The sequence below is a fragment of the Methanoculleus sp. genome (assembly GCF_020696975.1).
In the GTDB taxonomy this organism is placed as follows: domain Archaea; phylum Halobacteriota; class Methanomicrobia; order Methanomicrobiales; family Methanoculleaceae; genus Methanoculleus.
In genome coordinates this window covers 1-26911 of the sequence record NZ_JAJGBK010000030.1, presented here as the reverse complement: position 1 = coordinate 26911, position 26911 = coordinate 1, and the positions used below count along the sequence as shown (strand labels likewise).

Sequence of the window (26911 nt, the reverse complement as noted above, 5' to 3'; positions counted from 1 at the left end):
AGAAAAAGGGTCCGGGTCTCCCCCGGGGGAGAGTCAGGGAAGATATTCGTCCACGTACTCGAGGAACCGCTCCACGGTCGCCGTCAGGTACGGCCCCTCCTCGTAGGCCGACGCGATTGTCAGGCGGCCGCGGAAGGTGGAGGCGATCATCAGGAACCCGTAGGGCCAGCAGACGCAGGGGAGATACTGGATATCCTGAATCCCGACATCTGCACCATCCTTTCCGGGAACCGGGAGATAATCACCGGGGTCGAATATCCCGAGGTTCGAGAAGACCGGGTTTTTGTGGCCTGATTGCTGGTAGCGCTCGATCATCCCGTCATAGAACGCCCGCACTGCCGGCATCCCGCCCGCCATGATCCCCTCGTAGAAGAGGATGGCGGCAACGCCGAGACTTCCTGCCTTTTTGCGTGCCGTCGCCGCCGTCACCTGGCCGATAATATCCTCAAGCCGGCTCCCCTCCCCGGCAGAGAGGGTGATCTCGTAGGCGATGGAGAGGTTCGTGAGCGGGGAGTTCTCGTAGAGGCCGGGATACCTCCTCCGGAGGTCTGCTGAGGTGAGGATTGAGCGGGGCTCCTCCCTGTCAGCAGGGTCGTCCCGGATCTTTGCCAGCGCAAGGAAGAATGCACCGATCAGGAGATCGTTCACCGTGGCCCCGTGCTCTCTCCCGAACGCCTTTATGCGCCCGAGCCGCTCGGGGGCAAGCGTCCGGCGGGCGATCCTGGGCATCCCCCGCCCGGTTCGCTCGACCGGGAAGCGCCACCGGTCGACGAAGGGCTCCTCCTCGGCAAGCGCCTGTTTCTGCTCCTCTGTCGAGTGGAGAGCAAGAATTCTGTCCGTGCTCCGCTCGTACGGATCGCGGGGGACCGGCCGGAACCCCGGGTCGTCCATGACTCCCCGGTATGCCGCGAAGAGATCCCTCGCAAGTGCGAGGGCGCCCGAGGCGTCGCAGAAGCCGTGGTGGCACGTGACGGCGACGATGTCTCCCTCTTCTCGCCGGTAGAGACCGACCCGGACCTGCGGCCCGGCGCGGACGTCAAGCGGCGGCGGGGGTGTCGTGAGAGGCTCATCCTCGCCGGTCCGGGGGAGGACGAAGGCTCTCCCCCACTCCTCCTCCGGTATCTCCTCCCAGACGGGCCGGCCGTCGACCTCCGCGTACCGGGACCGGATGTAGGGGTCGGATCCGACCACCCTCACCGTCGCCTCCCGCAGGCCCCCGGCGTCGACCTTGCCGTCGAAGGTGAAGACGACGTGCATCGTCGGGTCGTAGATGCGCTCGAAGTAGACGTTGAAGATGTCGAAGGCGGGTGCAGGGTAGTGGATCGGGGAGGAGGACATTACTCTACAGTTTTCTCCGCTCCGGGATAACTGCTTTCGTATCGGGATATCCGGCCGCAAACGCTTTTCACCATCGGTGACGAAGAGACTGAATCATACGGAGAGAGCGGGGATGAAGAGAAAGATCATCGATATCGACGAGGAGAAGTGCACCGGGTGCGGGCTCTGTATACCGGACTGCCCGGAAGGAGCGCTCCAGGTGATCGACGGGAAGGCACGACTCGTGAGCGACCTCTTCTGCGACGGGCTCGGCGCCTGTATCGGGACGTGCCCGGAAGGCGCGATCTGCGTCGTCGAGCGGGAGGCCGGGCCATACGATGAGAAGGCCGTGATGGCAAGGATCGTCCCCCAGGGGGAGGCCGTCATCAGGGCGCACCTGGAGCACCTCCTCGGCCACGGGGAGGAGGGCCTCTATCGCCAGGCGGTCGAGTACCTGACCGCGAACGGTATCCCGGTCCCCCAGCACGGGGCCGCGGCGGAACATGCGGCGTGTCCGGGCACCGTGGCACGGAGTATCCTCGCCGAAGAGACCGCGGAGACGGAGCCTGCGCCGCAGGCGAGGTCGGAACTCCGGCAGTGGCCGGTCCAGCTGACGCTCGCAAACCCCGCGGCCGCCTACTTCGACGACGCGGACCTCCTTGTCTCCGGGGACTGCGTCCCCTTCGCCTACCCGGAGTTCCACCGGAACTTCCTGCGGGACCGGATCCTGCTCATCTTCTGCCCGAAACTGGACGCAGACGTCCCCGGCTACGTCACCAAACTCGCCGATATCTTCTCGCGGCACACGGTCCGGTCGGTCACGGTCATACACATGGAGGTGCCCTGCTGCAGCGGGGTGCGGTATGTCGTGGACGAGGCCCTCAAGCGTGCGGGAAAAGAGATCCCGGTGGCCGAGCAGACCGTGACGCTCCAGGGCGAGGTGGTGGAAGGGAGCAGGGTCCGGCGCCGCGGTCCCGGCGGGGTCACCGCCGCGAGACGTAGCGGCTCCCCTTGAGGTAAAACCTGAGGGGAAGGTCCGCCGCTTTCGTGATCCCGACCCGGGTCGTCTGCACGATCTCCCCGTCTCTTCCCTCCGGCCGGCGGTCGGGCAGGCTCCCGGGCGACCAGACCTGGAGGGGGCCGTCAGAGAGGGAGGTCCCGTCGAGGTCCATCGTGATGCCGAGCGCCTGCGTCAGTTTTCCGGGGCCGCTACAGAGCGAGACGGGATCACTCATCCCCCGTCTCTCCTGCATCCGTTCGATCCCGGCCGCCGGCTCGAGCGCCCGGACAAGGACCGCCTCCCCCGTCCCTTCCGGGCCGGTCACGACGTTGACGCAGGTATGCAGGCCGTAGATCCGGTAGACGTAGGCATGACCCGCCGGCCCGAACATGGCCCGGTTCCTCAGTGTCTCTCCCCGGTATGAGTGGGCCGCCGGGTCCCCCTGGAGGTAGGCCTCGACCTCGACGATCCAGCCCATCGTCACTCCTGCCTCCTCCCGGTGGACAAGCAGGCACCCCAGCAGGTCCTTTGCGACGGTCACGGTATCCTGTTCGTAGAATGCTGGTGGGAGGATCATGGCGGTCTCCGGTCTTATCCTGAAAGGTCTCTTCTACCGGCCCATCAAGATTCCGGGAACAGTATTCTCGGAGTCAAGGGTGTATGCTTGTCCTGGAGGCCCGGCTGTCCACGCCAGCTGGCGGCGGACGAAGGTCCCCTATGTCTGCTCTCACCGGGAAATTCCTTAACTTTGCCGGCAGAATGGGCGTTTCACCGCATGGAGGGGCTCTGATTGGCGGCGGAAAACCGTCGTGCGACTGTTCTACAATCAAAATCGTTAAAATGACCTAACGATTAAATACTCGTGGCCCTACATAGAAACTTATCAACCCTATAGCAACCCTGATCATCAGGAGGTTATGCAATGAAGAAAGGCTTTATGACTGATATCGAGACCGAGACCGTAAAGAATACCGATTTCCGCAGGGTTCTTTATACGAGCAACTTCAGCCAGCTCGTGCTGATGAGCCTCAAACCCGGTGAGGAGATCGGCGAGGAGGTCCACGACGACGTCGACCAGTTCTTCCGGTTCGAGGCAGGAGAAGGCGTTGTCATAATCGACGATACGAAGTACACTGTCAAGGACGGCAGTGCTGTGATCGTACCGAACGGTGCAAAGCACAACGTGGTGAACACCTCAAAGACCGCAGACCTTAAACTCTACACGATCTACTCCCCGCCGGAGCACCAGGACAAGGTCGTCCGGAAGACCCGCGAGGAGGCCATGGCCCAGGAAGAGCATTTCGACGGAAAGACGACGGAGTAACGCTCCCTGAAAGTGCCTGAAAACTATTCCTTATTTTCGTGCTCAGTCCCGCTCGATCTCACCGCCCGCTTCCCGGATCGCCGTCTCGATCTGCTCGATGAGGCCGGTATCATGGATGGCGAAATCCAGCATCGAGAACCCCGCAACGAGGGGTATGGGCTTGAAGATCGCAAGCGGCGCTTCCCCGTCTCTCTTCGGGTTCTCGCCCGGGGCGACGATGGCGGTCATCCCATCCGCCCAGACGGCAAGGTTCCCGTAGCCCTGTGCATCCCAGATCTCCTTGATGATCTTGCGTGTAGAAAGCATTCCCGCTCCCTCCTCTGGAAAGGGGACCCGGGGAAACCATCAACCTTCCGGTGCCCCGGTGCCGGAACGTAAGCGCCAGGCCGCTTACCTCACCGGCGGCGTCCCGGCCCCTTCCCTCGCCGCCGAGGGCCGTTGCTCTCCTGTGAAGAGGTGGTCGACGCCGAGGATCGTGTTCACCCACGCCCAGTCGTCGCTCGACTGGGCGATCATCAGGACGATAAGGGTGAGCGGGACGGCAAAGATCATCCCGGCAACACCGAGAATCCAGCCCCAGAAGATGACCGAGAGGATGACCACGAGGGCGGGGATATCGAAGCGCATCGATGCGAAGTGCGCAAAGATCGGGTTCTCCACAAGCGCGTTCAGGACCGCGACGGCTGCAATCACCGCGACCGCGCCCCAGAGCCCGAACTGCAGCCAGGCAAAGAAGATTGCCGGGAGCGCCGCGACGATCAGGCCGATGTAGGGGATGTACGAGAGGAGAAACGTCAGCACCCCCCAGAGCACGGCTGCATGCACCCCCATGACCCAGAGGAACGCACCGAAGAGGAAGCCGTGAACGAGGTTTGCCTCGGTCCTGACGATGACGAAGTCGATCAGGAACCTGCTCATGCGGGAGAAGGCCTCGACGCTCTCGGCCCGGCCCCCCGTCACTCTCCGTATCCGCCCGGGCATCCGCGGTGCCTCGATAAGGGTAAAGATTGTCGTTACCGCTATCAGGAAGAGATAGAGGAGGAGGTCCGCAAGACTTATCGCGGACGAGGAGAGGAACCCGGCAAACCCCTGCAGGTTAATCGAAGATGGGGAGAACGAGCCTGTGCTGATCCCGAACTTCTCAAGGACCGCGAGGATCTCTGAGAGTCTGGCAGTCAACTCCTTCTGGTAGAGGGGAAGGCTTGAGATCAGGTTTTCGAACGAGAAGAAGACGACATAACAGACCAGCAGGACTGCAAGGCAGGCAATGACGGTGACCGCACCGACGGCGGCGATCTCCGGCAGACCCCTTGACCGGAGCGCTTTTGTCGCGGGATACGCGATCATGGCGAGGATCATCGATACGACGATGATAGTGATGATATACGCGATCGCCTGAATCCCGATGATGAGGAATACTGCTGCCGTCAGCAGGAGTATGGCGCTCGTGGACCGGGGAAGAACGGGGACGTCTGCCATCCTGGGTTTCACCTGATAACCGTTTTTGCGGCAACCATATCAATCCCGCGAAACGCATCGAGGCGATATCCGGCAGAGTCCCCCACGGTCCTGTTTAATCCCCCTGGTTCTCCGCATCCGGTGAATATGACGAAGAGACAGTTTTAAGGCACCACAAGCACGAATCGTATCCACAGATGGTACTCACCCTCGAGCTCTTACTTCTCGGTATAGCGCTGCTCTTTCTGATTAGCATCCTTGCAAACAAGTTCTCAGAGCGGCTTGGCGTCCCTGCGCTCCTCATATTCCTCGTCGTCGGGATGCTGGCGGGTTCGGAAGGGCCGGGCGGCATCCCGTTCGATGATCCGGCGGTTGCCCAGATCATCGGGGTTGTTGCACTTGCATATATCCTCTTCTCCGGCGGTCTGGATACCCGTTGGGAGCAGATCCAGCCTGTTCTCTGGCCGGGCATTGCTCTCTCAACCGTCGGCGTTGTCCTGACGGCGGCCCTGCTCGGCGCGTTTGCCGTCCTGGTCCTTGGGTTCCCCCCGCTTGTGGGCCTTCTCCTCGGGGCGGTCGTCTCGTCCACTGATGCGGCGGCAGTCTTCTCGGTCCTGCGAATGGCGAGAGCGCGCCTCCAGGGAAACCTCCGGCCGTTCCTGGAGTTAGAGTCCGGAAGCAACGACCCCATGGCGGTCCTCCTCACCACCGGGATCATCGGCGTGATCCTTGTCCCGGAAACGTCGCTGCTCGCCATCGTCCCGATGTTCGTGCAGCAGATGGCGGTTGGTGGCCTCTTCGGCTACGGGATGGGCAGGTTCATCGTCTGGCTCATCAACCGTCTCAAGCTGGAGTCTGAAGGGCTCTACCCGGTCCTCTGCCTCACGATGGTCCTGCTGACCTACGGGCTGACCGCAACCGTCGGAGGAAACGGGTTTATTGCGGTCTACATAGCCGGGCTGGTCATGGGGAACAGTATTGTCCTTCATAAAAAGAGCCTGATCCGTTTCCACGACGGGGTAGCCTGGCTGATGCAGATCGTGATGTTCCTTGCGCTCGGCCTCCTCGTCTTCCCCTCAGAGCTCGTAGCAGCAGTTGTTCCCGGTCTTCTCGCTGCCCTCTTCCTGATCCTGATCGCGCGGCCGGTTGCCGTCCTGATCACGCTGCTCCCCTGGAAGATGCCGATGAACGAGAAGGCCCTGGTCTCCTGGGTGGGACTGCGGGGTGCCGTCCCGATCATCCTCGCGACCTACCCCCTTGTTGCAGGGGTGCCGAACGCCGAGGCGATCTTTAATATCGTCTTCTTCATCGTCCTTGTCTCGGCTCTCGTCCACGGGACATCGATCCCCTCTGTTGCCCGGTGGCTCGGTCTCGCCGCCCCGATCGAGGAGACGCGCAAACTCTCCCGGGAGTTCGAGGTCGATCCGGACACATCGAGCGAACTGCTTGAGATTGTCATCCCGCCCGACGCCCCGGTAGTCGGCAAGCAGGTCGTCGACCTCGGGCTGCCGAAAGGCGCCCTCATCATCCTGATGCAGAAAGGGGATGAACGCTTTGTTCCGGGCGGCAGCACCGTCATCGAGGCTGAGGATACGCTCCTCCTCCTGACGACGGAGGACCTGGCGGAGGCCGTCCGCATCAAACTTGTTTGCCCGGAGAAACGGAGCGATATGCCCTGCCCCGTAGTTCTCCCCGAGCAGGATTGCCCGGCAGATGCGACCGGGAGCGACCTGCCCTCACAGCGGTGATGCTGCCATGGCGGCCGGGCCCGGTGTCATCAGGCCTCCTGGCCGGGTTTCGCCGGCTTGAGCGTGAACCTGAATGCCGCTCCCTTATCCGGGCATCCCCTGACCCGGTCCTCGATCCAGATTCGTCCGCCGTAGCGCTCAACCAGCGTTCTGCAGATGAAGAGCCCGAGCCCATCGCCCCTCCCCCGGGCTTTCCCCCGTTCGAACCGCTGGAAGAGTCTCTCTTTTACGTCGTCGGGCACACCGGGTCCGTTGTCTTCAACCGAGACCAGCACATCGCCGTCCCGCTCCTCCGCCCGGACGGTGATCTCCACGCCCGGGCCGCCGAATTTGACGCTATTGCTGATAAGATTCGTAAAGACCGTGGGCAGGAGGTTGTCCGCCTGAACCTCGAACGGCGGAACCTCCTGCCATATTGATGCGCCACGGAAGTTCCGGATCTCCTCTTCTATGACCGCGTTGAGGCTCACCGGTACGAAACCCGCGGCCTCGGTACGAATCCGGCGGATCGCCGCCACGTTCATGAGAATCTCGGTGCTTCGTGCAATGCTCTCGTGAAGCTTCTGGGCGTAGGTCTTCTCAGCCCCCTCCAGCAGGTCGAGCATGAGGTCGGCATAGATGCTCGCGACGTTGTTTGCGTTCCTGATGTCGTGCGTCATGATATCGAGATAGAGGTTCGCCTCCCGGTGCGCCTCCTCAAGACTGGCGATCAGCCTGCTCCGTTCCTCCTCGGCCCGTTTGCGATCGGTGACGTCGCGTGCGTTCATGATGAACCCCCGATCGCCACCTTCCCGGAGCAGGCTCGCACCCGTAACGTCGAGGGATATCCACCGTCCGGCAGCATCCCGGATCCGGACCTCGAAGTTGGGTCTCGCCGTGGGCTGGGCCGTTGCGGTTCTCATTGCTTCCACCACCCCTGAAACGTCGTCGGGATGTGTGAGGTCGAGTATCCTCAGGCCGATGAGGCTATCGGGGTTGTAACTCCCGATCCGCTCCATTGAGGGGCTTGCGTAGGTGATATACCCCTTTGTATCGAGAAGCATGATGATATCCGAGGCATTCTCGATGAGAGAACGGAAATGCGCCTCGCTATCCTGTAGCACCCGGTTAAGGCGGGCCAGTTCGTCTCTTTTCTGCTGGAGTTGCTTGGTGGTGGACTGCAGTTCTTTATTCTGGACCTCCATCTCTTCGGCGAATTGCTGCAGCTGTTCCAGGAGTTCCTGCTTCTGCGCTTCCGCCTTCTTCCGCTCGGTGATCTCCGTTCCGACGGTGATGACTCCGGTGACGCTTCCCCGGGAATCCCGCATGGGTGTCTTTATGGCGTAAAAGATCCTGTCCCCGACTATCTCTTCGAAGGTCCCGGTAGTCCCGGTCTCTACCACGCGCTGGTCGTTGGTCATGATGGGCCCGCCGACCTCAGGGCCAAGGAGTTCGATTGCCGATCTGCCGAGCACTTCAAAGACAGGTCTGCCGAGCGTCCGGAGCACAGCGGGGTTGCACATCACAAAACGGCTCTGGCGGTCGGTGACGTAGATGGGTGCCGGCGTGTTCTCGGTGATGGTGTTAAGGATGGCGTTGGCCTTCGTGAGCTCATCCGTGCGTTCGATCACGCGCGCTTCAAGCGTCTCGTTTAATCTCTGCAACGCCTCCTCGGCCCGCTTGCGCTTGGTGACATCGATGCCCACCTCCAGGATGCAGGACGACCCGTCCGCGTCGGTGAAGGGAAAGTCGAAGATATCGTAGTTATGGCCATCCGGCCCGATCCATTCCCAGCGATGGGGCGTTCCCGTCTTCATGACAAGATAAGATTCGCAGTTCTCGCAGGGCTCAGTATATCCGAAGAGATACTCGTAACAGCGCCGGCCGCCGGACTCGCCGAACCGCTCCCGGAAGAAGCGGTTCGCAAAGGGCACACGATAGTCCGGTGACAGGAGTATCACGTATGCGGGCAGCGTCTCCAGGACATCATAGAGGCGTTTTTGCTCTGTGCGCACTGCTTCTTCGGCCCGGGTGCGCTCGGTGATCTCGGCCTGCAGGGCCTCGTTTGCCTCGCGGAGTTTGAGTGTGCGTTCCAGAACACGTATCTCCAGATCGTCGTGGGCCCTCCGTAACGCCTCTTCGGCCTGTTTACGGGCGGTGATGTCCTGTCCCTGGGCGATGACCGAGGAGACCGTCTTTCGGTCGTCTTCGTACACGGCGGCGGAGTTCCACAGGACGATCCTGATCCTGCCGTCCGTCGTGAGGATGGGGATCTCAACGGTCTCCCACTGCTCTCCGGCCGTCGCCTTTCGGATGAGACCCATCAACTCTTCCCGCCGGGCCTCGGGGAAGAGTATTGCCGGGGACCGGCCGATGACCTCAAGCGCGGTCAGCCCGGTCAGCCGCTCGAAGGCGTTGTTGAACCGGGTGATCCTGAGGTCTGCATCCCAGACAATGATCGGGGCGTTTGCATACGCAATCAGGCTCTCCAGGTGCCCGGTCGTCTCCCGCAGCGAATGCTCGCTCTCCTCCAGTTCCTTCAGGTTCTGCCTCAACTTCCTCTGCGTTTCCGTCAGATCTTCGTAGGCATTGCTGAGTTCCCTGTTCTTGCGGATCAGCTCCTGTTCGACCCGGTTACGTTCCTGCGCGTTACGTAGCGATCGCGTGAACGATAATCTTGTCAGCTGGCCCTTTGCAAGATAGTCCTGCGCCCCCTCCTTGAGTGTCGCAAGCCCGGTCTCTTCATCGTTGAGTTCGGACAGGACCACGATGGGAGTGCGCGGCGTGTGTCTTCGCACGGTCCTGACCGCATCGATGCCCTGGCTCTCCGTGATGTTCAGGTCGAGGAGGATGAGATCGATCTCACCCTCGCGCAGAATGGATAGCGCAGACGGGAGATCCCGGGCGGATAGGGTCTCGTGATCAAACCCCTGTGAATCTGCGAGCAGTCTGCGTATCTGTTCCAGATCGTTCGGGTCATGCTCAAGTATCAGTATCTTCATGCTTGGACTCCATATCGGTGCGACTCAATCTTCGTGGGAGCCCGGCGCCTGCTCTTTTCAGGGAGGCTCCGGTCGAGAGAAATGCCTGCATCTTTGCCGTCGAGCAACGCTTCCTGTGTGAACCAGGGTCCTGGCAGGGGGCTATCTTCAACGGGTGTTATCCCCGCTCCTCGTTGGGGTCCCGGGCTCTTACCTGGCTTGCTCATAGTGTGATTAATCCGGGCGGTATGCTGACCTGAGCCTCTCTTTGAAGGTACGTCATCAAGCGGGGTATCTCTGGAAGTTCACACCTTTCCGGCACTTGTGCTATTTCATACGAGGCAGGATCGTATCCTGTACAAACGCGATCTTCTGCCGACTCCGGGCGCCGTGAGTGTTCATCTTCTGGCAGCGAATACCCCTGCAGGCTAATGATATCGTGCGCTCTTCGTGGTCTTCAGCCGCGATCTTACCTCTAATGTATGGTTCTTCGGACAATGGGTATTAAACTTTTATATGGGAGTATGTCCCAAAATTCCTTTAATGAGAGGGTCCATTCCCTGTTTTTAACGTTCAACCTCCAGTTTTCAGGAAAGTCGTTTACCTGCGCGGCATACTTTGCCGATCTCGGAGAATGTTCTGGAGGGGAAAGTCCGGGTGGAATACCTGCGGTGGGATAAGTGAGCATAAAAAATATTGGCTCCTGCAAGCCGGTCTGGCTTTAAAGGCCTGGTGCACAACTATCGGATCGCGAGTATTTTGACAACGGTGATCATGGTGCCCCATGCATCTAAATGTTAGATCTCCGTAATTTTGGGATTACCCGGTCCCCCGGCCGACGAGGCTTGTATGAGGATGGGTCAACCCGGGATCAATCCCCGCTCCCGCAACAGTTTTTGCTCGTCCCCGGTGATGTACCCAAAGATCCGGGGTTTTTCACCGATTGTCCGGACAAAGTAGATGTTAACGAAATCGATCCGCTCTTCGCTGCCGCCCTTCTTCCGGTAAACCGATACCCGGTGCACCTTTGCCATCAGATGATAATCGTCGAGAGGTGTGACCGCAAGCGACGCGACCTTCGTGGTTTTTGTCCCGACATTCCTGTAGAATGCAAAACCCGCGGGAATCCGGGCGCGGAACTTCTCGTCGTTCTTCCCGCAGGAGACGCCGTTCGGGTCCGCGGCTATGAAGCAGTCGGCAAACGCTCCGGCCGTCGCCTTGACATCGATCTCCGGCACATCGTTGAGGGCTCTGTTGAAGTTCGCCGCATACGCGGCAAAGAAGTCTTCTATCATGCTCAAACGCGCGTCAGGGTCCATTGTTTTACAAACAGTCCTGCGGGCATTATATTCTTTGCCCTTCCGTCCTGCCGTGCCGAAACGGCAACGACCGATTCGCTATTCTTTTAAACTCGTTTTGTCTCTTTTCCTTATGCGAAAGCGTGTCGGTATAACTGTTCTCCTGCGAAGCGGCCTCTGCCTGTTTGCTGCATTCCTGCTTCTGTCGGCAAATGCAGCGGCGTGTACTGTCTTTGCGATAACGCCCGGTGCGTCCGAAGACGGGTCGATGTACGTCGGGCATACGAACGACGGCGTCGGGATAGACTGGAGAAACGTCGACGACATAAGCCTTCTTTACATCCCCGCAGCCGACCATGCTCCCGGAGAAAAGAGAGCAATCGTCTTCGATCCCGACAGCGGTTCAGATGCGGCGGGAGGTGCGAGCGGCGGTGATTCGTGCCTGATTCTCGGGTACATCGACCAGGTGCCGCACACCTACGCCTACTACACCGGCTCATATGGCATGATGAACGAGCACCAGCTCCTCTCTGCCGAGTGCACCGACTACGCGAAAGTGGAACTCAACGCAGCCGAAGGAAAGCGGATCTTCTACTCCTCGGAGCTCTCGAACGTGGCGCTCGAGCGGTGCACGAAGGCACGGGAGGCGGTCGAACTTGTCGGCGGCCTGATCGACACCTACGGCTATTACGGAACCGGCGAGACGCTCGTCTTCGCCGACCCGGAGGAGGCGTGGGTCATTGAGATCTGCTCGAGCCTTGATCCGGAGGACGGCGGAGGCCTCTGGGTCGCACAGAGGATCCCCGACGGCGAGGTCTTTGTCGCGGCGAACGAGTTCAGGATCCGTGAGGTCGTCCCCGGTGACCCTGACCAGATATACTCGGAGGACCTCTTTGGCAAACTCGAAGAGGCCGGCGCATGGTCGCCTGCGGACGGCTCCCTCGACTGGCTCGAGGCCGTCAGCTACGGCGAGTATGCGCATCCCTACTACTCGCTGATGCGGGTCTGGCGCATCCAGGACCGGCTTGCCCCGTCGCTCAACCTGAGCCCGTACGTTGAGGACTCGTACACGAAGGCGTACCCGTTCACCATCAAGCCCGACGAGAAGGTCAACCTCACCGAAGCGTTCTCGCTCTTCCGGGATCACTACGAGGGAACCGGGTTCGATCTCTCGGCCGGCGCGGCCGCAGGGCCGTTCGGGAACCCGTACCGCTACCTGGGGCCCGACGACGCCCACACGAACTTCCAGAACGGGTCGTACATGGAGGTCCGTGCCGGGGCGAACCCGCGGCCGGTCTCGGCGGTCTTCTGCAGTTACAGTTACGTCGCCCAGGCACGGTCGTCCCTCCCCGACCCGGTGGGAGGCGTGCTCTGGTTTGGTCCGGCGGTCGCATACGAGACGGTCTATGCGCCGATCTACGCGGGCTCGACGAACGTATCCGCCGCGTACGCGTCCGGCGACCGGTTGAAATACGATAGCGATACAGCCTACTGGACGTTCGACCTCGTGACGAACTGGGCCATGCTTCGTTACGACGCGATGATCGAGATCATCGCCGCGAAACAGGGTGAACTCGAGGCCGAATCGATAGCCCTCGTGCAGGAGACCGATAGAGAGGCGGCCGACCTCATCGCCGCCGGCGACGAGGAAGGGGCGGCACGTCTCCTGACGAACTTCACCGTCACGCGGGGCGACGAGATCATCGACGAGTGGCACAGTCTCGGGGGCACACTGATCGTGATGTATTCAAACGGTCTCATCACCGATCCGGCAACGGAGGCGGTCGATGAGCCCGGGTATCCGGGATGGTGGCTGAACGAGACTGGCTACCAGTACGGACCTCGGGTCTACAACCTTGAGGAACTCCGCGCTGCTGGCGGGCTGAACTATACCGGCAGCAGTGTGTGGGTCTGGAAGAACGCGACGTTTGCAGAGATCCGGAAACTCATCTGATCATCTCTTTTTGCCCGGTGTACCGACCGGGCGACATTGTTATATGACGTGAGCAGGATGGGGGGGTGCACCCCCAGATGGAGAGAGACCCATGAGAAACGTCATCCTGCTTGTTGCGGTTGTATCCCTGCTCCTCCTGGTCGGCTCAGCCGGCGCCAGCGACGTGGGCACTGCCGGGATGCGGAACGGAACGACGGTGAACATCCAGAGCGGCGGTCAGAGTTATCCGGCCTACATCACGACCCCCGAGGGCGACGGGCCGTCCCCGGCCTTGGTGCTGCTCCACTCCTTCAACGGGCTCGAGCCCGGCTACGAGGTCATGGTCGACCGCCTGGCGACGGAGGGGTTCGTCGTCATCGCCCCCGAGTGGCAGACTTTCGAGGAGTCGCCGGAGGACACCGTGATGGAGGGGCTGGTCCGCGATACGGTCGCGTATCTTGGGACCCGGCCCGAGGTGAATGAGAGCAGCATCGGCCTGACGGGGTTCTGCGCGGGCGGGCGCTACACGATGCTCTTCCTGCCGCAGATTGAGGAGTTCAGTGCGGGCGTCGCCTGGTACGGCTTCCCCTACTCCGGCGGGCAGGCGAACGGGACCCCCCCGGCAGAGTTCGTCGAGAACATCACCGACCCGATGCTGATCATCCACGGCACGGCGGATGAGGCAAGCCCGGTGGGCGATATCTACCGGTACGCGACCGATCTCGATGCGGCCGGGAAGTACTTCGAGCTCAAGGTCTACCAGGGCGAGCCGCACGGGTTCATGATCAGGGAGGACGGGCAACTGGTGGAGACGCCCGTCGCAGAGAGCGCCTATCAGGAGATGGTGGTTTTTTTCAAGCAACGACTCTCAGGCACGTAAGTGCCTGAGAGGAGTTGGAGAAAACGCGGAGCGTTTTCGACTGGCGACTGGCGGGCACGTAAGTGCCTGAGAGGAGTTGGAGAAAACGCGGAGCGTTTTCGACTGGCGACTGGCGGGCGCGTAAGTGCCTGAGAGGAGTTGGAGAAAACGCGGAGCGTTTTCGACTGGCGACTGGCGGGCGCGTAAGTGCCCGGCAGGAGTTGGAGAACATGCGCAGCATGTTCGACTGAACGCTCGGCTGATCCCCCCCCATCCGGTCATTTTTTAGGTGAATGCAGTCTGTCGCTCCGCTCGATCTTCTTCATCACCTTCTCCCATGAGTCCGTGATGAGGAAACTCTCCTCCATGAAGCCGATGACGTTCTCAAACTTCTTCATGGGGAAGGCCATCGTCAGGACGTCTGTCGGGATGCAGGGCCGTGCCGAGGGGTCGAACATTCCGAGGACCGCTCTTGGGCTCTCGCTCTGCTGCTCAAGCCAGGGAAAATAAAAGACCGAGCTGCACCCGGCGCCGAAGGGAGTTATGACGCCGTAGGGGTCGGCCCGGTCGAAGTTTGCAAGCGTAAAAAGGCCGGAGAGCACCTCGGGCCGCGTGAAGAAGACGACAGCGTCCGGATTGTCGGCGTCCGTGAGGTTGTCCCAGCGCTTGAAGACGATGCTCTTTCCCTTCGTCGGTATCCTTGTGGTTCCCCGGTCGAGTTCGTCGACGATCTCCGGCGTCTGCTTGTAGCGCTCTCCCTCCATCTCACCGGGCTTTCCGTAGGAGAGGAAGTAGCGGAAGTCGGGGAACCGTTCGGCGTCGTAGCCGAGGTAGAACCTCCCCCCGCGGCACCCGATCGACTCTTCGTCGAAGACGAGGCTTTTGCCGTTTCGTACCTTCGTAAGGTCGCAGACGAAGCACCTCCAGCCCTTCGGGGCGGGGGCCTTCTCCACACCGTCGGTCGCGCCCCCGACCTCGAAAGCGATCGGGAGTTCCGTCCCCGGGAAGTACTTCTCGTGAAGCCGCGTGTAGGCGTCGCGCAGTGCTGTATCCATACGGCTCTGTTCCGGGGGAACGGCAATTAATTTTCTGATCCGTGCCGCTTCAGGTTTTCCTCATCGTGTTCCAGCGCATGAGCCTGAGGACATACTCCGACACGCTCCCGATGAGCCGGATGCCGACGCTCTCGTACTCCCTCGCGACCTCCGCGAGGTGCTCCGGGATGGGGAGGTGCTGCGGGCATACCTTCACGCACTTGCCGCAGTTCCTGCAGAGCGACGCATACGCCGGTTCCGCTCCGTCCATCTTCCCTCCGATGTGGAGTTGGTACATCACCTTCGACTGGAGCGTTCCGCTCTCGGTGTTGTAGGCCTCGAAGCATCCGGGGATGTTGACGCCCGCCGGACAGGGCATGCAGTACCGGCACCCGGTGCAGCCCACCCTGTTCAGGCTGCGGTAAGCCTCCGCCGCCCGGCCGACGATCTCGAGTTCCTTTTCCGTGAGAGAATTCGGGCGGGCTTCGCCGGCGATCCGGATGTTCTCCTCGATATGCCGCTCGTCGTTCATCCCCGAGAGGACCACCGTGACCTCCGGGTGATTCCAGACCCACCGGAGCCCCCACTCGGCCGGCGTCCTCTTCACGTCGGCCTCGTCCCAGACGGCCTGCACCTCTGCCGGCGGGTCCTTTGCAAGGTAGCCGCCCCGGAGCGGCTCCATGATGACGACACCGAGCCCAATTGATGCCGCATATATGAGCCCCTCAGTCCCTGCCTGGTTCGTCTCGTCCAGGTAGTTGTACTGGATCTGGCAGAAGTCCCAGTCGTAGTCGTCGACGATCTCCTTGAAGGCCTCGACGCCACAGTGGGATGAGAAGCCTGCGTTCACGATCCGGCCGTCCGCCTTCGCCGCATCGAGAAACTCAGCGACCCCGAGATCCTTCATCTTCCTCCAGCCTTCACCGCTTGAGAGGCTGTGGATAAGGTAGTAGTCGATATGGTCCGTCTTTAAGGTCTTGAGCTGGAGATCGAGCATCCTGTCCATATCCTCGCGTGACGTAACGAGCATATGCGGCAGTTTCGTCGCCAGCTTGACTCTCTCCCGGTAGCCGTCGGCGAGCGCGCGGCCGAGCACCTGCTCGCTTCCCGGGTATAGCAGCGCGGTATCGAGGTAGTTCACCCCGTGGTCGACGGCGTACCGGATCTGCCGTATCGCCCGTTCTTCATCGATGCCCATACCCTTCGTCGGCAGCCTCATGCAGCCGAAGCCCAGTACCGAGAGTTCGTCCCCGGTCTTCTCCATCTTCCGATACAGCATGGTCAGTTCCTCCTCTCCCGCACTCTCAGTCATTCTCCCGTCAACCCCCTCCATATGATCTCGAACGAAGCGTCGATCAACCGATCTGCGTCAAGGTTGCCGCCCGAGTTGATGATCGACCTGATGACGGCGTCGATCGGAGAGGATATGACGGAGAAGGCGACCTCGATCGCCATGCCCTCGAGGCAGCTCTTCCCGAGGGTTTCGGTAAGAACCTCGAAGACGGCCGGGGCGTCCTTCAGGAACTCCTCGGGGGGCAGTCTCCTGATGAACGGGGACGAGCAGAACTGCTGGACGAACATGTATTCGTCGGGGTGGTCGACCCCCCAGAGAACGGCGCTGCGCCATAATCTCCGCATCTTCTCCCTGTTCGCCTGTTCCCCGTCGACTCCCCTGCCGATATCCTCCGTCATCCGGCTTTTAACCTCGAAGTAGGCGAAGTTGATGAGTTCCTCTTTCGTTGGGAAGTAATGGAAGAGCGTCCCGTTCGAGACGCCGGCCTCGCGCGCGATGAGCGATGTCGGGGTGCCGTGGAACCCCCTCTCCGTGAAGAGCCTGACGGCTGCTCCGGCGATGGCTGCTTTCTTTTCGTTCCTCTCCTCGGTCATACGGATCCATTCCTCAGAGCGACCGGTCACTCTAGAGTGACCACTCACTCTAAATATCTCCGGGCAGTTAAGGCTTGCGTTTTGTGCGGTCGTATAGCAATGCAACGTCTCTTCTCAGGCGAAGATGGGTTCGGGTGAGGTGCAGGTATCCTCCGGCACGAGGAGAGGCTTAGGGTTGAGTTCGATGAGGACAAACCGAATTGTTTATTATGTCAACCCGTCTATGTTGACGCATGCCCCTATCCCTGGACGAGAGGCAGTTCGCGTTCTGGCAGCTCAGGCGGAGCGGTCTTGTAAACATCCAGATCGCGAATCGCTTCAAGATATCCCGCCAGGCGGTCTCGAAGGCGCTGCTTGCCATGGACCGCAAGGTCGAAGAGACGCTTCTCGAGATGGCGCAGGCGAACCAGATCGAGGTCGAGCGCCTGAACGCGGAAAAAGGCGTCCTCTTCGGCCGTTCCGTCCCCTTCAATGCGGCTGCGATCGTCTTCGTCTCGGCAGACCACGGGGTGCAGGTCTGGTACGAGCACGAGGGCGACTGCGGCACATGCCCCCGGTACGCCCGGTGCATCGAGCTCCTCTGGGGCTACGCGGACGAACTGGGGATTGTGCTCACGAAGACCGACGATCCGACACGGTTGGCCGACGAACTCTTTGCGAAACTCCGGGAGATGATATGATGCCTCTTATGGAGACGATACGGGCATACCTGGGCTGGTGCCCCCTGCAGGCGTCGATGCGGACGGATCTCAAGGTGCGGCCGGCGACGGCCGCGGCGGCGGGGGGGCAGGATGGCCCCCTCCGGGTCGAACCCGGGTGGTGGAAGCGCTACCATAACCAGTTGCTGATAACGGCGATAGCCTTCTCGGCGGCGGCAGCGGCGCTCTTTACCCTGGTCGAGGATGCTCCTCCGGGGTACCCGGCCGTATGGACGGGCCTCGCCATTGGGGTGGGAGCGGCCCTCGGTTTCCTGCTCAGTTACCGGAAGCAGTATGCACGGGTTGCCGCCGGCGAGTTCGTCAGGGACAACATGACCCGGAGACAGCGCATCGTCCGGTCTCTGAGTCTGCCGGTGGCCTCCGTTCTCCTCGCCGCCGTTATGGCGTATTTTGTTCTGGGCGGGATGTTCGACCGGATTCTCGGGCTCATGCTGGGCATGTGTCTCATCTGCTGGACCTGGTACGGCCTCACGATCCTCTGGGAGCGCCGGCACAAGGCGATCATGATCGCGGAGAAGGGGTCGGTGTATACCGTGGATACGGCAACAGAGGGTGAACGCGTATGATGAAGTTCTCCGAGACGATACGGAGATGGATGGGCTGGTGCCCGAACGCAGCAATGGTCGGCACCGGCAGGCGATATGCCGCGCCGGAGGGCGAGGTCGGTATGGCGACAGGAGGCGGCCGGGAGGTGGTGGAGGGTGCGCTGGTGGACTACGGCCCAATCGGCACCCCGGGGAGGCTCTTCCTGCTGCTGCTTGCCGGCGCCTCTCTCATCGGGATCCTCCTTGTTACGGCTCCGGCAGCCCTCGTTACGGTTCCGACATTCATTATCCCTCCTGCAGGGAGGCTGTTCCTGCCGGCGATCGTTCTGGGCTACGCCGCCCTGGAGTTATACGGGGCCATACGAAGAGCCTGCATCGAGGTCGCTCGCGACGCCGTCGTCATCCAGCGGCCGCTCTTTTCGCCTATCGTCATTCCAAAGGATGCCATCGTGAAGGCGGAGGTGAAGGAGAACCGACCTCCCCTCTCACCCCGGCTTCTCACGGCAGCGTTCACGGCGCTTTTCATATCGGCGGCCGGCAGTATATACGCTGGATTTTCAGATCCATCTTCCATGCGGTTCATCTTCGGGCTTGCCGCCGCGATCTTCTTTCCGGTGCTCTTCTACCGCACCTACGTGCGGACCCACTACCTGCAGGTCCTGGTGATAACGACCACGAAGAAGAGGATTGCTGTGATCTACACGGACGATCCCAAACGGATAGCCCGAGTGCTGGGGGTAGCCAGATGACGTTCTTCATGGAATATCTCAGGAAGAAGCTCGGTTGGTGCCCGAACGCGGCAGCTGCCGGCACCGGTCGGCGGCGGTACGCCGCGCCGGACGGCGTGGTCGGGCTCGGGACCGCGGCAGACGGCAGCCGGGAGGTGGTAGAGGGCGTGTTCGTGGAGTACACCAGTCCTCGCTTCTTTGTGCTGATGCCACTCGGCTTCCTCGGTTTCCTCTTCCTCTTCGTGGTATCCGTCCTCATCCCCTCCCTGTGGCCAGGGCTCATCTTTACCTTCATGGCTGTTTCCCTTCTGGCTTGGGCCGCATGGCGCATCTACTTCGATCCGTACAGGACCGCGATCGAGTTCTCCAGGAACTCAGTCACCATCCAGAGATCGCATACCGGGCCGCTTGTCTTCGGAAAGGATACGGTCCGATCGGTCGAGGTGAAACAACCCATTCTCTCCATACCCCGCTGGGCGTCCGCGCTCCTCCTGATACTCATGACTGCAGCGATATTCTTTGCCACCATAGGGAACGGATTGATGCGTTATCCGGGCGGCCCGATCGTCGACCCCGATCTTGGCTTCCAGGTTCTCCTGGCGGTCAGCTGGCTGGTGTTCATGCTGGAGTTGCTCTATCGTGCCCTGGTCAGTCTGCGGTATCCCGGCCACGTCAGAGTGAGGCTGGTACCCGCCGGGTTCCTCCACATTTACACGGACGACCCGGAGAGGGTTGCCGCGCTGCTCGGCTCCCCGCGATGACGGGGCATACCTTTTGACGAGAACCGTCCAACCTACACAGCGACAATCGATGGAATCCCTGTACCGAATACCCCACCCGGCGGAGCGGCCGGAATGACTGACAGCACTGCCGGCGCTCGGCCATCCGCCCCGCCGCTCGTCGAGTTCCAGAACGTCAGCGTTGTCCGGGACGGCCACAGACTCCTCGACCGGGTCTCGATCACGATCCGCGAAGGGGAGCATATCGCCATCCTCGGACCGAACGGTGCCGGGAAGTCGTCGCTCATCCGGGCGATCACCCGCGAGTACTATCCATCCTCGCCGGGCCCGGACGTCACGTTCCGGTTCCGGGGGCGGGAGACCTGGGACGCCTTCGACCTTCGCTCCCACATAGGGCTTGTCTCCGGGGACCTCCAGCAGATCTTCAACCGCAGGATATCGGGCCGCGAGGTCGTCCTCTCCGGGTTCTTCTCAAGCATCGGGCTCTTCCTCTCCCACGAGGTGACGGACGCGATGGAGCAAAAGGCCGACGATATCCTCGAGTTCCTCGACGTCGCGCACCTCGCCGACCGCCCGATGACGGAGATCTCCTCGGGCGAGGCCCGCAGGCTCCTGATCGGGCGGGCGCTCGTCCACGATCCGGGCACCCTCGTCCTCGACGAGCCCACAAACAGCCTTGACCTCGCCGCGCTCCACACTTTCAGAAATACCATCAGGAAGATTGCACAGTCCGGCACCGGCATCATCCTCGTGACCCACAACCTCCACGACATCATCCCGGAGATCGGGCGGGTCATCCTGATGCGGGACGGTGCCGTCCGGATGGACGGCAGAAAGGCCGAGGTCCTGACCGATGAGGCCATCGGCGCCCTCTTCCGCGTCCCGGTCCGCGTCCGGGAAGAGGACGGCTACTACTACGCGACGGGGTACTGAGCGGCCCCCGGGTAGCGCTTTTTCCGACCGGCACAACGCTTAAGCCCGGTGACGATCTCTCTCGCCGCCCATACCCCGGCGCCTCAATGCAGGGCACGGGGAACCTGAGAGGAGAGAGAAGGAATGGTCGAGATTGGCTACAAACTCTTCACCGAGTCGCACAGCGCGCCTGAACTGGTGAAGAATGCAAGACTGGCCGAGGACGCCGGGTTCTCGTTTCTGAGCATCAGCGACCACTACCTGCCGTGGATCACGAACCACGGGCGCGCCGGATTTGCCTGGTGCACCATCGGCGGGGTATCGCAGGCCACCTCGCGGGTCAAGGTCTCCACCGGCGTGACCTGCCCGCTGGTGCGCTATCACCCGGCGATCGTCGCGCAGGCCGCCGCAACCGCGGCGAATATGATGCCGGGGAGGTTCGAGCTCGGCCTCGGGACGGGCGAGAACTTAAACGAGCACGTCACGGGAGACTTTTTCCCGACGTCTGAGCCGGTGCGGCTTGATATGCTCCGCGAAGCGGTGAACATCATCCGGACGCTCTGGAAAGGCGGTTCGCAGGACTACTACGGCAATTACTACACTGTTGACAATGCGCAGATCTTCGAGCTTCCCGAGCAGCTCCCGCAGCTCCGCATCTCCGCCGAAGGGCCGATGGCGGCGGAGGTTGCCGGCGAGATCGGCGACGCGCTCATCCACTTCGAGCAGAAGCCCGAGGAGGTCATCGAGACGTTCCGTGCATCGGGCGGCGAGGGCAAATCGTGCATGATCGAGACCGTGGTCTGCTACGCCCGGAGCGAGGAGGAGGCGAAGCGCACGGCATACGAGTGGTTCCCCGTCGCTGCAAACAAGGGAGAACTGAACTGGGTCGTCCCCATGCCGGCGCATTTTGACCAGCTGCAGCAGATGGTGACGCCCGAGGATGTCGCAAAGAACGTCCTCTGCGGTCCTGACCCGCAGAAGATTATAGAAAAAGTGGGCAAGTTCGTCGATATGGGCTACGACAGCGTCCTGATCCACCAGGTCGGCCCGGACCAGGAGGCGTTCATCAACCTCGCGCACGACACCATCCTGCCGGAGTTCGGGATCAAGCCCCCACGAGCCGAGACCGGGGGAAGGATGGTCCCCGGCCCCGCACGGTGAAGTGGGGGCCGGCAATCACCTCTTTTCAGTTCCCGCCTGCTGGATCTTAGATTGTGAGGGAGAATTGCTCGTGCCGTAAGGCGACCGGGTGTTCCCTCACGCTGCGGTGTTCCCCGTCCACCGGTCCATCCAGTCGAGGATGGTCGAATGCCAGAAGATGTTGTTCTGGGGCTTTAGCACCCAGTGATTCTCATCGGGGTAGCAGAGGAACTGGCTCGGGATACCCTTCCGCTGGAGGGCGGTGAAGGCGGCAAGACTCTGCGTCTCCGGCACCCGGTAGTCCAGCCTTCCCTGGATCACGAGCATGGGCGTCGTCCAGTTGTCGATATGATCTGCCGGGTTATGGAGGTTGTAGCCGTCCGGGTTGGACTGCGGTGTGCCGTTGAACTCCCATTCCGGGAACCAGAGTTCCTCGGTGCTGTAGTAGAACGAATGGAGATCGAAGAGTCCGGCATGGCAGACGAGGCAGCGGAACCTCTCGGGCCAGTTTCCGGCGATCCAGTTCACCATATACCCGCCGTAGGATGCACCGAAGGCCGAGACGTTGCCTTCGTCCATCCAGGGGCGGGTTGCCAGAGCCGCATCGAGTCCTTTCTGCAGATCCGTGAGGGGTTTTCCTCCCCAATCGTTCCGTATGGAGTCCGTGAATGACTGGCCGTAGCCTATCGACCCGTGATAATCGATCATGATCACGGCATACCCCCTTCCCGCATAGGGCTGGGGATTGTAGCGGTAGTGGAACCTGTTTCCAAGCCAATCCTGCGGCCCACCGTGGATCAGCAATGCGACCGGGTAGCGTTTCGATTCATCGAAGTCCACCGGCTTTACGATATACCCGTATACGGTCTCGTTGTTCCAGCCGGAGAACGAGAACTGTTCGTACTCGCCCATGCGAACGGCCGATATTCGGTCCTGGTTGATCCCGGTGATGCGCCATGTCCGGTTCCCGGCAGGGTCCAGGGCATAGAGATCGGGCGGGGCGGTGATGTTCGCGTGACCGTAGATGATCCGGTCTCCGACAACCTCCACCGGGGAGACGGAGCCCTCTTCGACCAGGGTCCGGACCTCCTCGGTGGCCGCATCGATCGCAAAGAGCGAGTGCTGCCCGAGGTTTGGGGCGGTGGCATAGAGGGTCTTCCCGTCTTGCGACCAGAGAATTGAGGTGGGCGACCGGTCCCACTCCTTCGCGAGCACGGTCTCTCCCCCGTCGGGCCACGAGCGGAGCCGGATCTCGTACCGGTCCGCCTCGTATCCCGGACGCGTCATGGCAAGGTAGGCGAGCCTGGTCCCGTCGGGCGAGAAGACCGGCATGGTGTCCCGGGCCAGGTTTCCGGGGGTGAGGTTGACCGGCAGGCCGGACCCGTCCGCCGGCGCGAGGTAGAGGTTGAAGTTCAGGAGCCATGCCTCTTCTCGCCCTCTATCGTTAGCGCAAAAGACCACTCCCGAACCGTCGGGGGTGAAGGTGAATTCCTCCGGGCCGCCGAAGGGTTTTGACGGGCTGTCGGCGTCCATCGCCTTCATGACGTCCACGGGTTCCCCGGTATCGAGTGGCATCACGAAGATGTGGCTCCGGAGCTCGGTCGACCAGGCATCCCAGTGCCGGACCGGGAGTTCGGTGTACACCATCGAAGACGTGTTCTGCCTATTGATCTCGTTGAGGCGGGAGGCGGTCTCCTCGACGGAAGCGCCGGGGAAGACCTCCATCGTGAAGGCAAGGCTCTTTTTGTCCGGGGATATCTTCAGGTTGGAGATATCGAGAGGAGTCTGTGTCACCTGAACGGGCTTCCCATTCTCCGGTTCTATCTTCCAGACCTGCGAGGTGCCCGAGCGGGTCGAGAGGTAATAGATGGTCCGGCCGTCCGCCGACCAGCAGGGATCCGAATCATCCCCGGGTGGAGTCGTCAGCTGGCGCAGGTCCGATCCGTCCGGTCGGACGATCCAGAGACTGCTCAGTCGTCTGTTTGCATCGAGGTCGGCAGTCGAGAGAGGGAAGACGATCCACTGATCGTCGGGAGAGGAGGCGGTCCCTCCAATCCGTTTCATCATGACGAGATCCTCTGCGGTGAACGGGTGGGTTGCTTCCGACGCGGCCGCGTGGCCGGAAAGGACGAAGAAGAGCCCCACTCCAGTGAGAAGCAGGAGACATAATTCTGCTGATCTTCGGCAGCTCATAGATGATGATGCCCGTCGGTCATTGATATATTTTCTTTTTGAAATTGGGTCCCTCCCGCAGGCAATCGCGCATTTAATCGAACACTCAAGCTGTTTTCGTTGAACAAGGAGTTTACCGGAGGGTATACCCTGACCAGCGGTCGAAACCTCCCGGCGGCCCGGACACAGCCGGATCAAGCCGGGTCAGAGCAGGAACACGAGGGGTACGCCGTAAAGGAGATGATGGGGGCCGGGGAGCCGTCCGCGCGGCGGTGCCGAGAGTGGGAAACGCTTTGACCGCAGGGCCACGGTTCCCCGGAAAAGGTTATGCCGGGTGGCGGACAGTATCCGCGGGAGGAAGAGATGACGGATAACGCGAAGACCTCGATCGTCCGGGACCTCATGGCGGAGTTCGCTGGTATGACCGGGCTTGACCCGCCAGCCCCTCATCCACGGCGTTACCTCTGGACGGACGCCTACGCGGTCTGCAACTACCTTGACCTCTTCCGCCGGACAGGCGACGCAGACTGCCGCGACCTCGCCCTCCGCCTGGTCGACCAGGTGCACCAAACCCTCGGTCGGCACCGCGACGACGACCCGCGGACAGGGTGGATCAGCGGTCTGCCCGAGGCAGAGGGGGAGGCGCATCCCACCCGGGGCGGTCTCCGGATTGGAAAGCCGTTTCCCGAGCGCCGGTCCGACGAGCCGTTCGATGAGAGGCTCGAGTGGGAACGGGATGGACAGTATTACCACTACCTCACGAAGTGGATGCACGCGCTCAACCGGGTGAGCCGGGTCACCTCTGATCCGGCCTATACCCGCTGGGCGGTGGAACTTGCAAAGGCTGCCCATACCGCGTTCACCTACGCCCCATCCTCCGGCGGCAGGAGGATGTACTGGAAGATGAGCATCGACCTGTCCCGGCCTCTCGTCCCCGCGATGGGCCAGCACGACCCGCTCGACGGGTTTGTCACCTACAGCGAGATCAACGCGGCGGCAGGGGGGGCCGACCTCTCGGTCGAGATCGCCGATCTGTCCCGCATCTGCCGTGGCGGGATCCTTGCCACCGACGACCCGCTCGGGATCGGCGGCCTCCTCTTTGACGCCGGGAGGCTGGCGCAGCTCGCGGCCCGGGAGGGGTCTTCATACGAAGACCTGCTGACTTCCATCCTTGACGCAGCTCTTGCAGGCCTCGCACGCTTCGTCGGGGGCGGAACGATCCGCTACCCCGCGGAGTACCGCCTCGCCTTCCGGGAGTTCGGGGTCTCGATCGGGCTCCGGGGGGCCGGGCCCCTCGTGGAACGGGTCCGGGAGAACCCGGACCTCTCGGGGTGGGTGGAGGCCCTCGTGCAGTATGTGCCGCTCGCCGATACGATCGAGCGCTTCTGGATGGATGGTAAGAACCGGGAAGCCGGCACCTGGACCGGGAACCGGGAGATCAATATGGTGATGCTCGCCACCAGCCTCGCTCCCGGAGAGTTCCTGGCGGTGTGAGACCGCAGCTCCTGCAGCCATTCGGTTTCTGGAAGGGGCTGCCACCCATACTCTTTTAAGCAGGAGTGATATAACCGGGGTCAACGGGAGGAAAGAACCATGGCATCCAGACTGATGGAATACTTCAACAAGCAGCCGAGGATCGGCCTTCTGAGCACCGCAAACGGAGACGGAAAGGTCGATGCGGCGGTCTTCGGTTCGCCGATGATGGTCGACGAGAAGACCGTCGTCATGGGAATTGGAGAGAACCGCACGTTTGCTTACCTGCAGGAGAACCCGAACGCCGTCTACACCATTGTGGAGCAGGGAGAGACGATCATGGACTGGAAGGGGCTGCGGGTCTACCTGACGATGAAGGAGTACGCGACCTCCGGCGAGGTGCTGGACACCTATCGGAAGAAGATTGCGGAGATCGCCGGCGAGGCGGCTGCGGCGATGATCCATGCCTCGGTGACGTTTGAGGTCGCTGAAGTGAGGCCCCTGGTCGATATGGGCCAGGGCTGGGAGAAGTCCGTCTGAACGCTTGTTGAGGGGACTCTCCCGGTCCATCGTCAGCTGCCGGGGACACGGGAACGAGGCACACCGGGGGGTCTTTTCTGCCGGGTCTTTGCCCGGCAGCAAGTCCGGTTATATCGGCTGCGCCCTGCTGCTGTGAGACGCGCACCTGTTGCAGACCACATTCTGTCAGGCGGCTGGTGACCATATTCTGCTAAAGCCTTTAATTTCCCTCTTTTTCTGCTTCTCAGTAGTGAGAGGCCATTATCAGGCCATGAGTAGGCTGGTATCTCACCGCACGATACTGGCTGCATCACTGTCCGCTGAAGATCGCACGGCAGGGAGTGGCATTGCCTGTCTGAAGAGTCGGTTTGCGTCAGAACCGGCACATATCTCACACGCCTGATGCAGCCACCCTTGTCTTCTTTCAGTGGAATCGGCGGCGATTATACTCTATGACACAGTGTGCAAACATTTAAGGGGTACGATGTGCAGTTACTCCTTAGAGAGGTCGCCCTGAAACCCTCTGCCGGGGGGGACATCCTTCCCGTTCTTCCCGCTCGAAACCCTCGGGGTTTTTCGAGTTCCTGCTATCTGGTAGCCGTTAATCGCACCTCTGGTGCTCGCAGGCCCGCCGTTCCACCGGGCGCACCCCCTGACGTGATATGCGACTGCCGTTTTGGTAGGAGCAAGGGGCATCGTTCGATGTGACCGCGGATGACCTGCGTGCGAGTGCTTCGCTTTAGGTACACCGCTGTTTCGCAGTTCGTTTTAGGGAGCCCTCTGAGACGAATAGGTGACAAAATTAGCAAAAATGGAAGCCATGGTCCCGACGGGACGGCACGAGAAAGGAAGCGAGCTGGAGGCAACCGCCATGCAGTTCGCTTTCCCGCCCGCGAACTGCATCTGAGGGACAGCCACGGTTGCCAACGGCGGATAACATCCGATGCACAGAACAATGAACATAAATTTCGTAAACAATTGATTGAAGTGAACTGTATGACAACGATTGGAGTAATTGGTGGAACGGGGGGACAGGGTCTCGGGATTGCGACCCGATTTGTAGAGGCGGGAGAAGACGTCATCATCGGCTCGAGGACGATCGAGAAGGCCCAGGCCGCCGTGGACAAGGTGAAGGAGCTGCTCCC

24 protein-coding genes are annotated in these 26911 nt (G+C 61.4%); 14 read left to right on the top strand and 10 right to left on the bottom strand.

The window, feature by feature from the left end; translation table 11 throughout:
- Positions 1-33: 33 nt before the first annotated feature.
- A complete protein-coding gene (locus tag QZ650_RS09855; protein WP_292518243.1) occupies positions 34-1338 on the bottom strand; it encodes a condensation protein in 1305 nt (434 codons plus the stop codon).
- Between the two features lie 112 nt (positions 1339-1450).
- Between QZ650_RS09855 and QZ650_RS09850 the strand changes: the two genes are divergently transcribed.
- On the top strand, positions 1451-2332 hold the full coding sequence (locus QZ650_RS09850) for a 4Fe-4S binding protein (RefSeq protein ID WP_292518244.1): 882 nt from the start codon (positions 1451-1453) through the stop codon (positions 2330-2332).
- On the opposite strand, the gene QZ650_RS09845 is transcribed toward QZ650_RS09850, so the two are convergent.
- Positions 2301-2894 carry a DNA-3-methyladenine glycosylase gene (locus tag QZ650_RS09845; RefSeq protein WP_292518246.1) on the bottom strand — a complete coding sequence of 198 codons (594 nt, stop codon included), beginning with the start codon at positions 2892-2894 and terminating at the stop codon, positions 2301-2303. The two genes, QZ650_RS09850 and QZ650_RS09845, sit on opposite strands and share 32 nt — an antisense overlap.
- Positions 2895-3239: 345 nt before the next feature.
- Here QZ650_RS09845 and QZ650_RS09840 point away from each other — a divergent pair, with 345 nt between their 5' ends.
- A complete protein-coding gene (locus QZ650_RS09840; protein WP_292518249.1) occupies positions 3240-3641 on the top strand; it encodes a cupin domain-containing protein in 402 nt (133 codons plus the stop codon).
- A 42-nt stretch (positions 3642-3683) separates the two neighbouring features.
- On the opposite strand, the gene QZ650_RS09835 is transcribed toward QZ650_RS09840, so the two are convergent.
- Positions 3684-3947, bottom strand: a complete 264-nt coding sequence (locus QZ650_RS09835; protein ID WP_292518250.1) for a hypothetical protein — start codon at positions 3945-3947, stop codon at positions 3684-3686.
- 84 nt (positions 3948-4031) lie between these two features.
- Complete coding sequence (locus QZ650_RS09830) at positions 4032-5120, bottom strand: AI-2E family transporter (RefSeq protein WP_292518252.1); 1089 nt, start codon at positions 5118-5120, stop codon at positions 4032-4034.
- 176 nt (positions 5121-5296) lie between these two features.
- On the opposite strand from QZ650_RS09830, the gene QZ650_RS09825 reads away from it, so the two are divergent.
- The gene (locus QZ650_RS09825) at positions 5297-6847 is read left to right on the top strand and encodes a potassium/proton antiporter (protein ID WP_292518255.1); all 1551 of its coding nucleotides are present in this window, start codon (positions 5297-5299) and stop codon (positions 6845-6847) included.
- Between the two features lie 29 nt (positions 6848-6876).
- Here the strand turns inward: QZ650_RS09825 and QZ650_RS09820 are convergent, their stop codons facing one another.
- Both QZ650_RS09820 and QZ650_RS09815 read right to left on the bottom strand, forming a co-directional pair.
- Positions 6877-9828: a PAS domain S-box protein gene (locus QZ650_RS09820; protein ID WP_292518257.1), complete on the bottom strand. Its 2952-nt coding sequence runs from the start codon at positions 9826-9828 to the stop codon at positions 6877-6879.
- Positions 9829-10667: 839 nt separating this feature from the next.
- Complete coding sequence (locus QZ650_RS09815) at positions 10668-11126, bottom strand: hypothetical protein (RefSeq protein ID WP_292518259.1); 459 nt, start codon at positions 11124-11126, stop codon at positions 10668-10670.
- 112 nt (positions 11127-11238) lie between these two features.
- On the opposite strand from QZ650_RS09815, the gene QZ650_RS09810 reads away from it, so the two are divergent.
- Complete coding sequence (locus tag QZ650_RS09810; RefSeq protein WP_292518260.1) at positions 11239-13059, top strand: C69 family dipeptidase; 1821 nt, start codon at positions 11239-11241, stop codon at positions 13057-13059.
- Between the two features lie 91 nt (positions 13060-13150).
- Positions 13151-13918 carry a dienelactone hydrolase family protein gene (locus tag QZ650_RS09805; RefSeq protein WP_292518261.1) on the top strand — a complete coding sequence of 256 codons (768 nt, stop codon included), beginning with the start codon at positions 13151-13153 and terminating at the stop codon, positions 13916-13918.
- 257 nt (positions 13919-14175) lie between these two features.
- Here QZ650_RS09805 and QZ650_RS09800 read toward each other — a convergent pair whose 3' ends face one another.
- The 3 genes from QZ650_RS09800 to QZ650_RS09790 are packed head-to-tail and all read right to left on the bottom strand — an operon-like array spanning position 14176 to position 16818.
- Positions 14176-14952 carry a DUF169 domain-containing protein gene (locus QZ650_RS09800; RefSeq protein ID WP_292518262.1) on the bottom strand — a complete coding sequence of 259 codons (777 nt, stop codon included), beginning with the start codon at positions 14950-14952 and terminating at the stop codon, positions 14176-14178.
- A 49-nt stretch (positions 14953-15001) separates the two neighbouring features.
- On the bottom strand, positions 15002-16210 hold the full coding sequence (locus QZ650_RS09795) for an aldo/keto reductase (protein WP_292518293.1): 1209 nt from the start codon (positions 16208-16210) through the stop codon (positions 15002-15004).
- A gap of 29 nt (positions 16211-16239) precedes the next feature.
- A complete protein-coding gene (locus QZ650_RS09790) occupies positions 16240-16818 on the bottom strand; it encodes a TetR/AcrR family transcriptional regulator (protein WP_292518264.1) in 579 nt (192 codons plus the stop codon).
- Positions 16819-17051: 233 nt separating this feature from the next.
- Between QZ650_RS09790 and QZ650_RS09785 the strand changes: the two genes are divergently transcribed.
- The 6 genes from QZ650_RS09785 (at position 17052) to QZ650_RS09760 (ending at position 21623) form a co-directional block, all read left to right on the top strand.
- Positions 17052-17498, top strand: coding sequence for a hypothetical protein (locus QZ650_RS09785; RefSeq protein ID WP_292518266.1), 447 nt, complete (start codon positions 17052-17054; stop codon positions 17496-17498).
- Positions 17495-18103 (top strand): DUF1673 family protein, encoded by a 609-nt coding sequence (locus QZ650_RS09780; RefSeq protein WP_292518268.1) that lies wholly within the window; start codon positions 17495-17497, stop codon positions 18101-18103. The genes QZ650_RS09785 and QZ650_RS09780 overlap by 4 nt, the downstream gene beginning before the upstream one ends.
- On the top strand, positions 18100-18831 hold the full coding sequence (locus QZ650_RS09775; RefSeq protein ID WP_292518271.1) for a DUF1673 family protein: 732 nt from the start codon (positions 18100-18102) through the stop codon (positions 18829-18831). The genes QZ650_RS09780 and QZ650_RS09775 overlap by 4 nt, the downstream gene beginning before the upstream one ends.
- The gene (locus QZ650_RS09770) at positions 18828-19571 is read left to right on the top strand and encodes a hypothetical protein (protein WP_292518273.1); all 744 of its coding nucleotides are present in this window, start codon (positions 18828-18830) and stop codon (positions 19569-19571) included. Before QZ650_RS09775 ends, QZ650_RS09770 begins: the two co-directional genes overlap by 4 nt.
- A gap of 93 nt (positions 19572-19664) precedes the next feature.
- The gene (locus QZ650_RS09765; RefSeq protein ID WP_292518275.1) at positions 19665-20483 is read left to right on the top strand and encodes an ATP-binding cassette domain-containing protein; all 819 of its coding nucleotides are present in this window, start codon (positions 19665-19667) and stop codon (positions 20481-20483) included.
- Between the two features lie 123 nt (positions 20484-20606).
- Positions 20607-21623: a TIGR03557 family F420-dependent LLM class oxidoreductase gene (locus QZ650_RS09760; RefSeq protein WP_292518277.1), complete on the top strand. Its 1017-nt coding sequence runs from the start codon at positions 20607-20609 to the stop codon at positions 21621-21623.
- Positions 21624-21719: 96 nt separating this feature from the next.
- On the opposite strand, the gene QZ650_RS09755 is transcribed toward QZ650_RS09760, so the two are convergent.
- Positions 21720-23795 carry a S9 family peptidase gene (locus tag QZ650_RS09755; RefSeq protein WP_292518278.1) on the bottom strand — a complete coding sequence of 692 codons (2076 nt, stop codon included), beginning with the start codon at positions 23793-23795 and terminating at the stop codon, positions 21720-21722.
- A gap of 342 nt (positions 23796-24137) precedes the next feature.
- Between QZ650_RS09755 and QZ650_RS09750 the strand changes: the two genes are divergently transcribed.
- The 3 genes from QZ650_RS09750 to QZ650_RS09740 all read left to right on the top strand — a co-directional run.
- On the top strand, positions 24138-25268 hold the full coding sequence (locus QZ650_RS09750) for a hypothetical protein (RefSeq protein WP_292518279.1): 1131 nt from the start codon (positions 24138-24140) through the stop codon (positions 25266-25268).
- Positions 25269-25367: 99 nt separating this feature from the next.
- Positions 25368-25787 carry a pyridoxamine 5'-phosphate oxidase family protein gene (locus tag QZ650_RS09745; protein WP_292518280.1) on the top strand — a complete coding sequence of 140 codons (420 nt, stop codon included), beginning with the start codon at positions 25368-25370 and terminating at the stop codon, positions 25785-25787.
- Positions 25788-26762: 975 nt separating this feature from the next.
- On the top strand, positions 26763-26911 hold a 149-nt coding region (locus QZ650_RS09740; protein WP_292522500.1), incomplete at its 3' end, for an NAD(P)-binding domain-containing protein.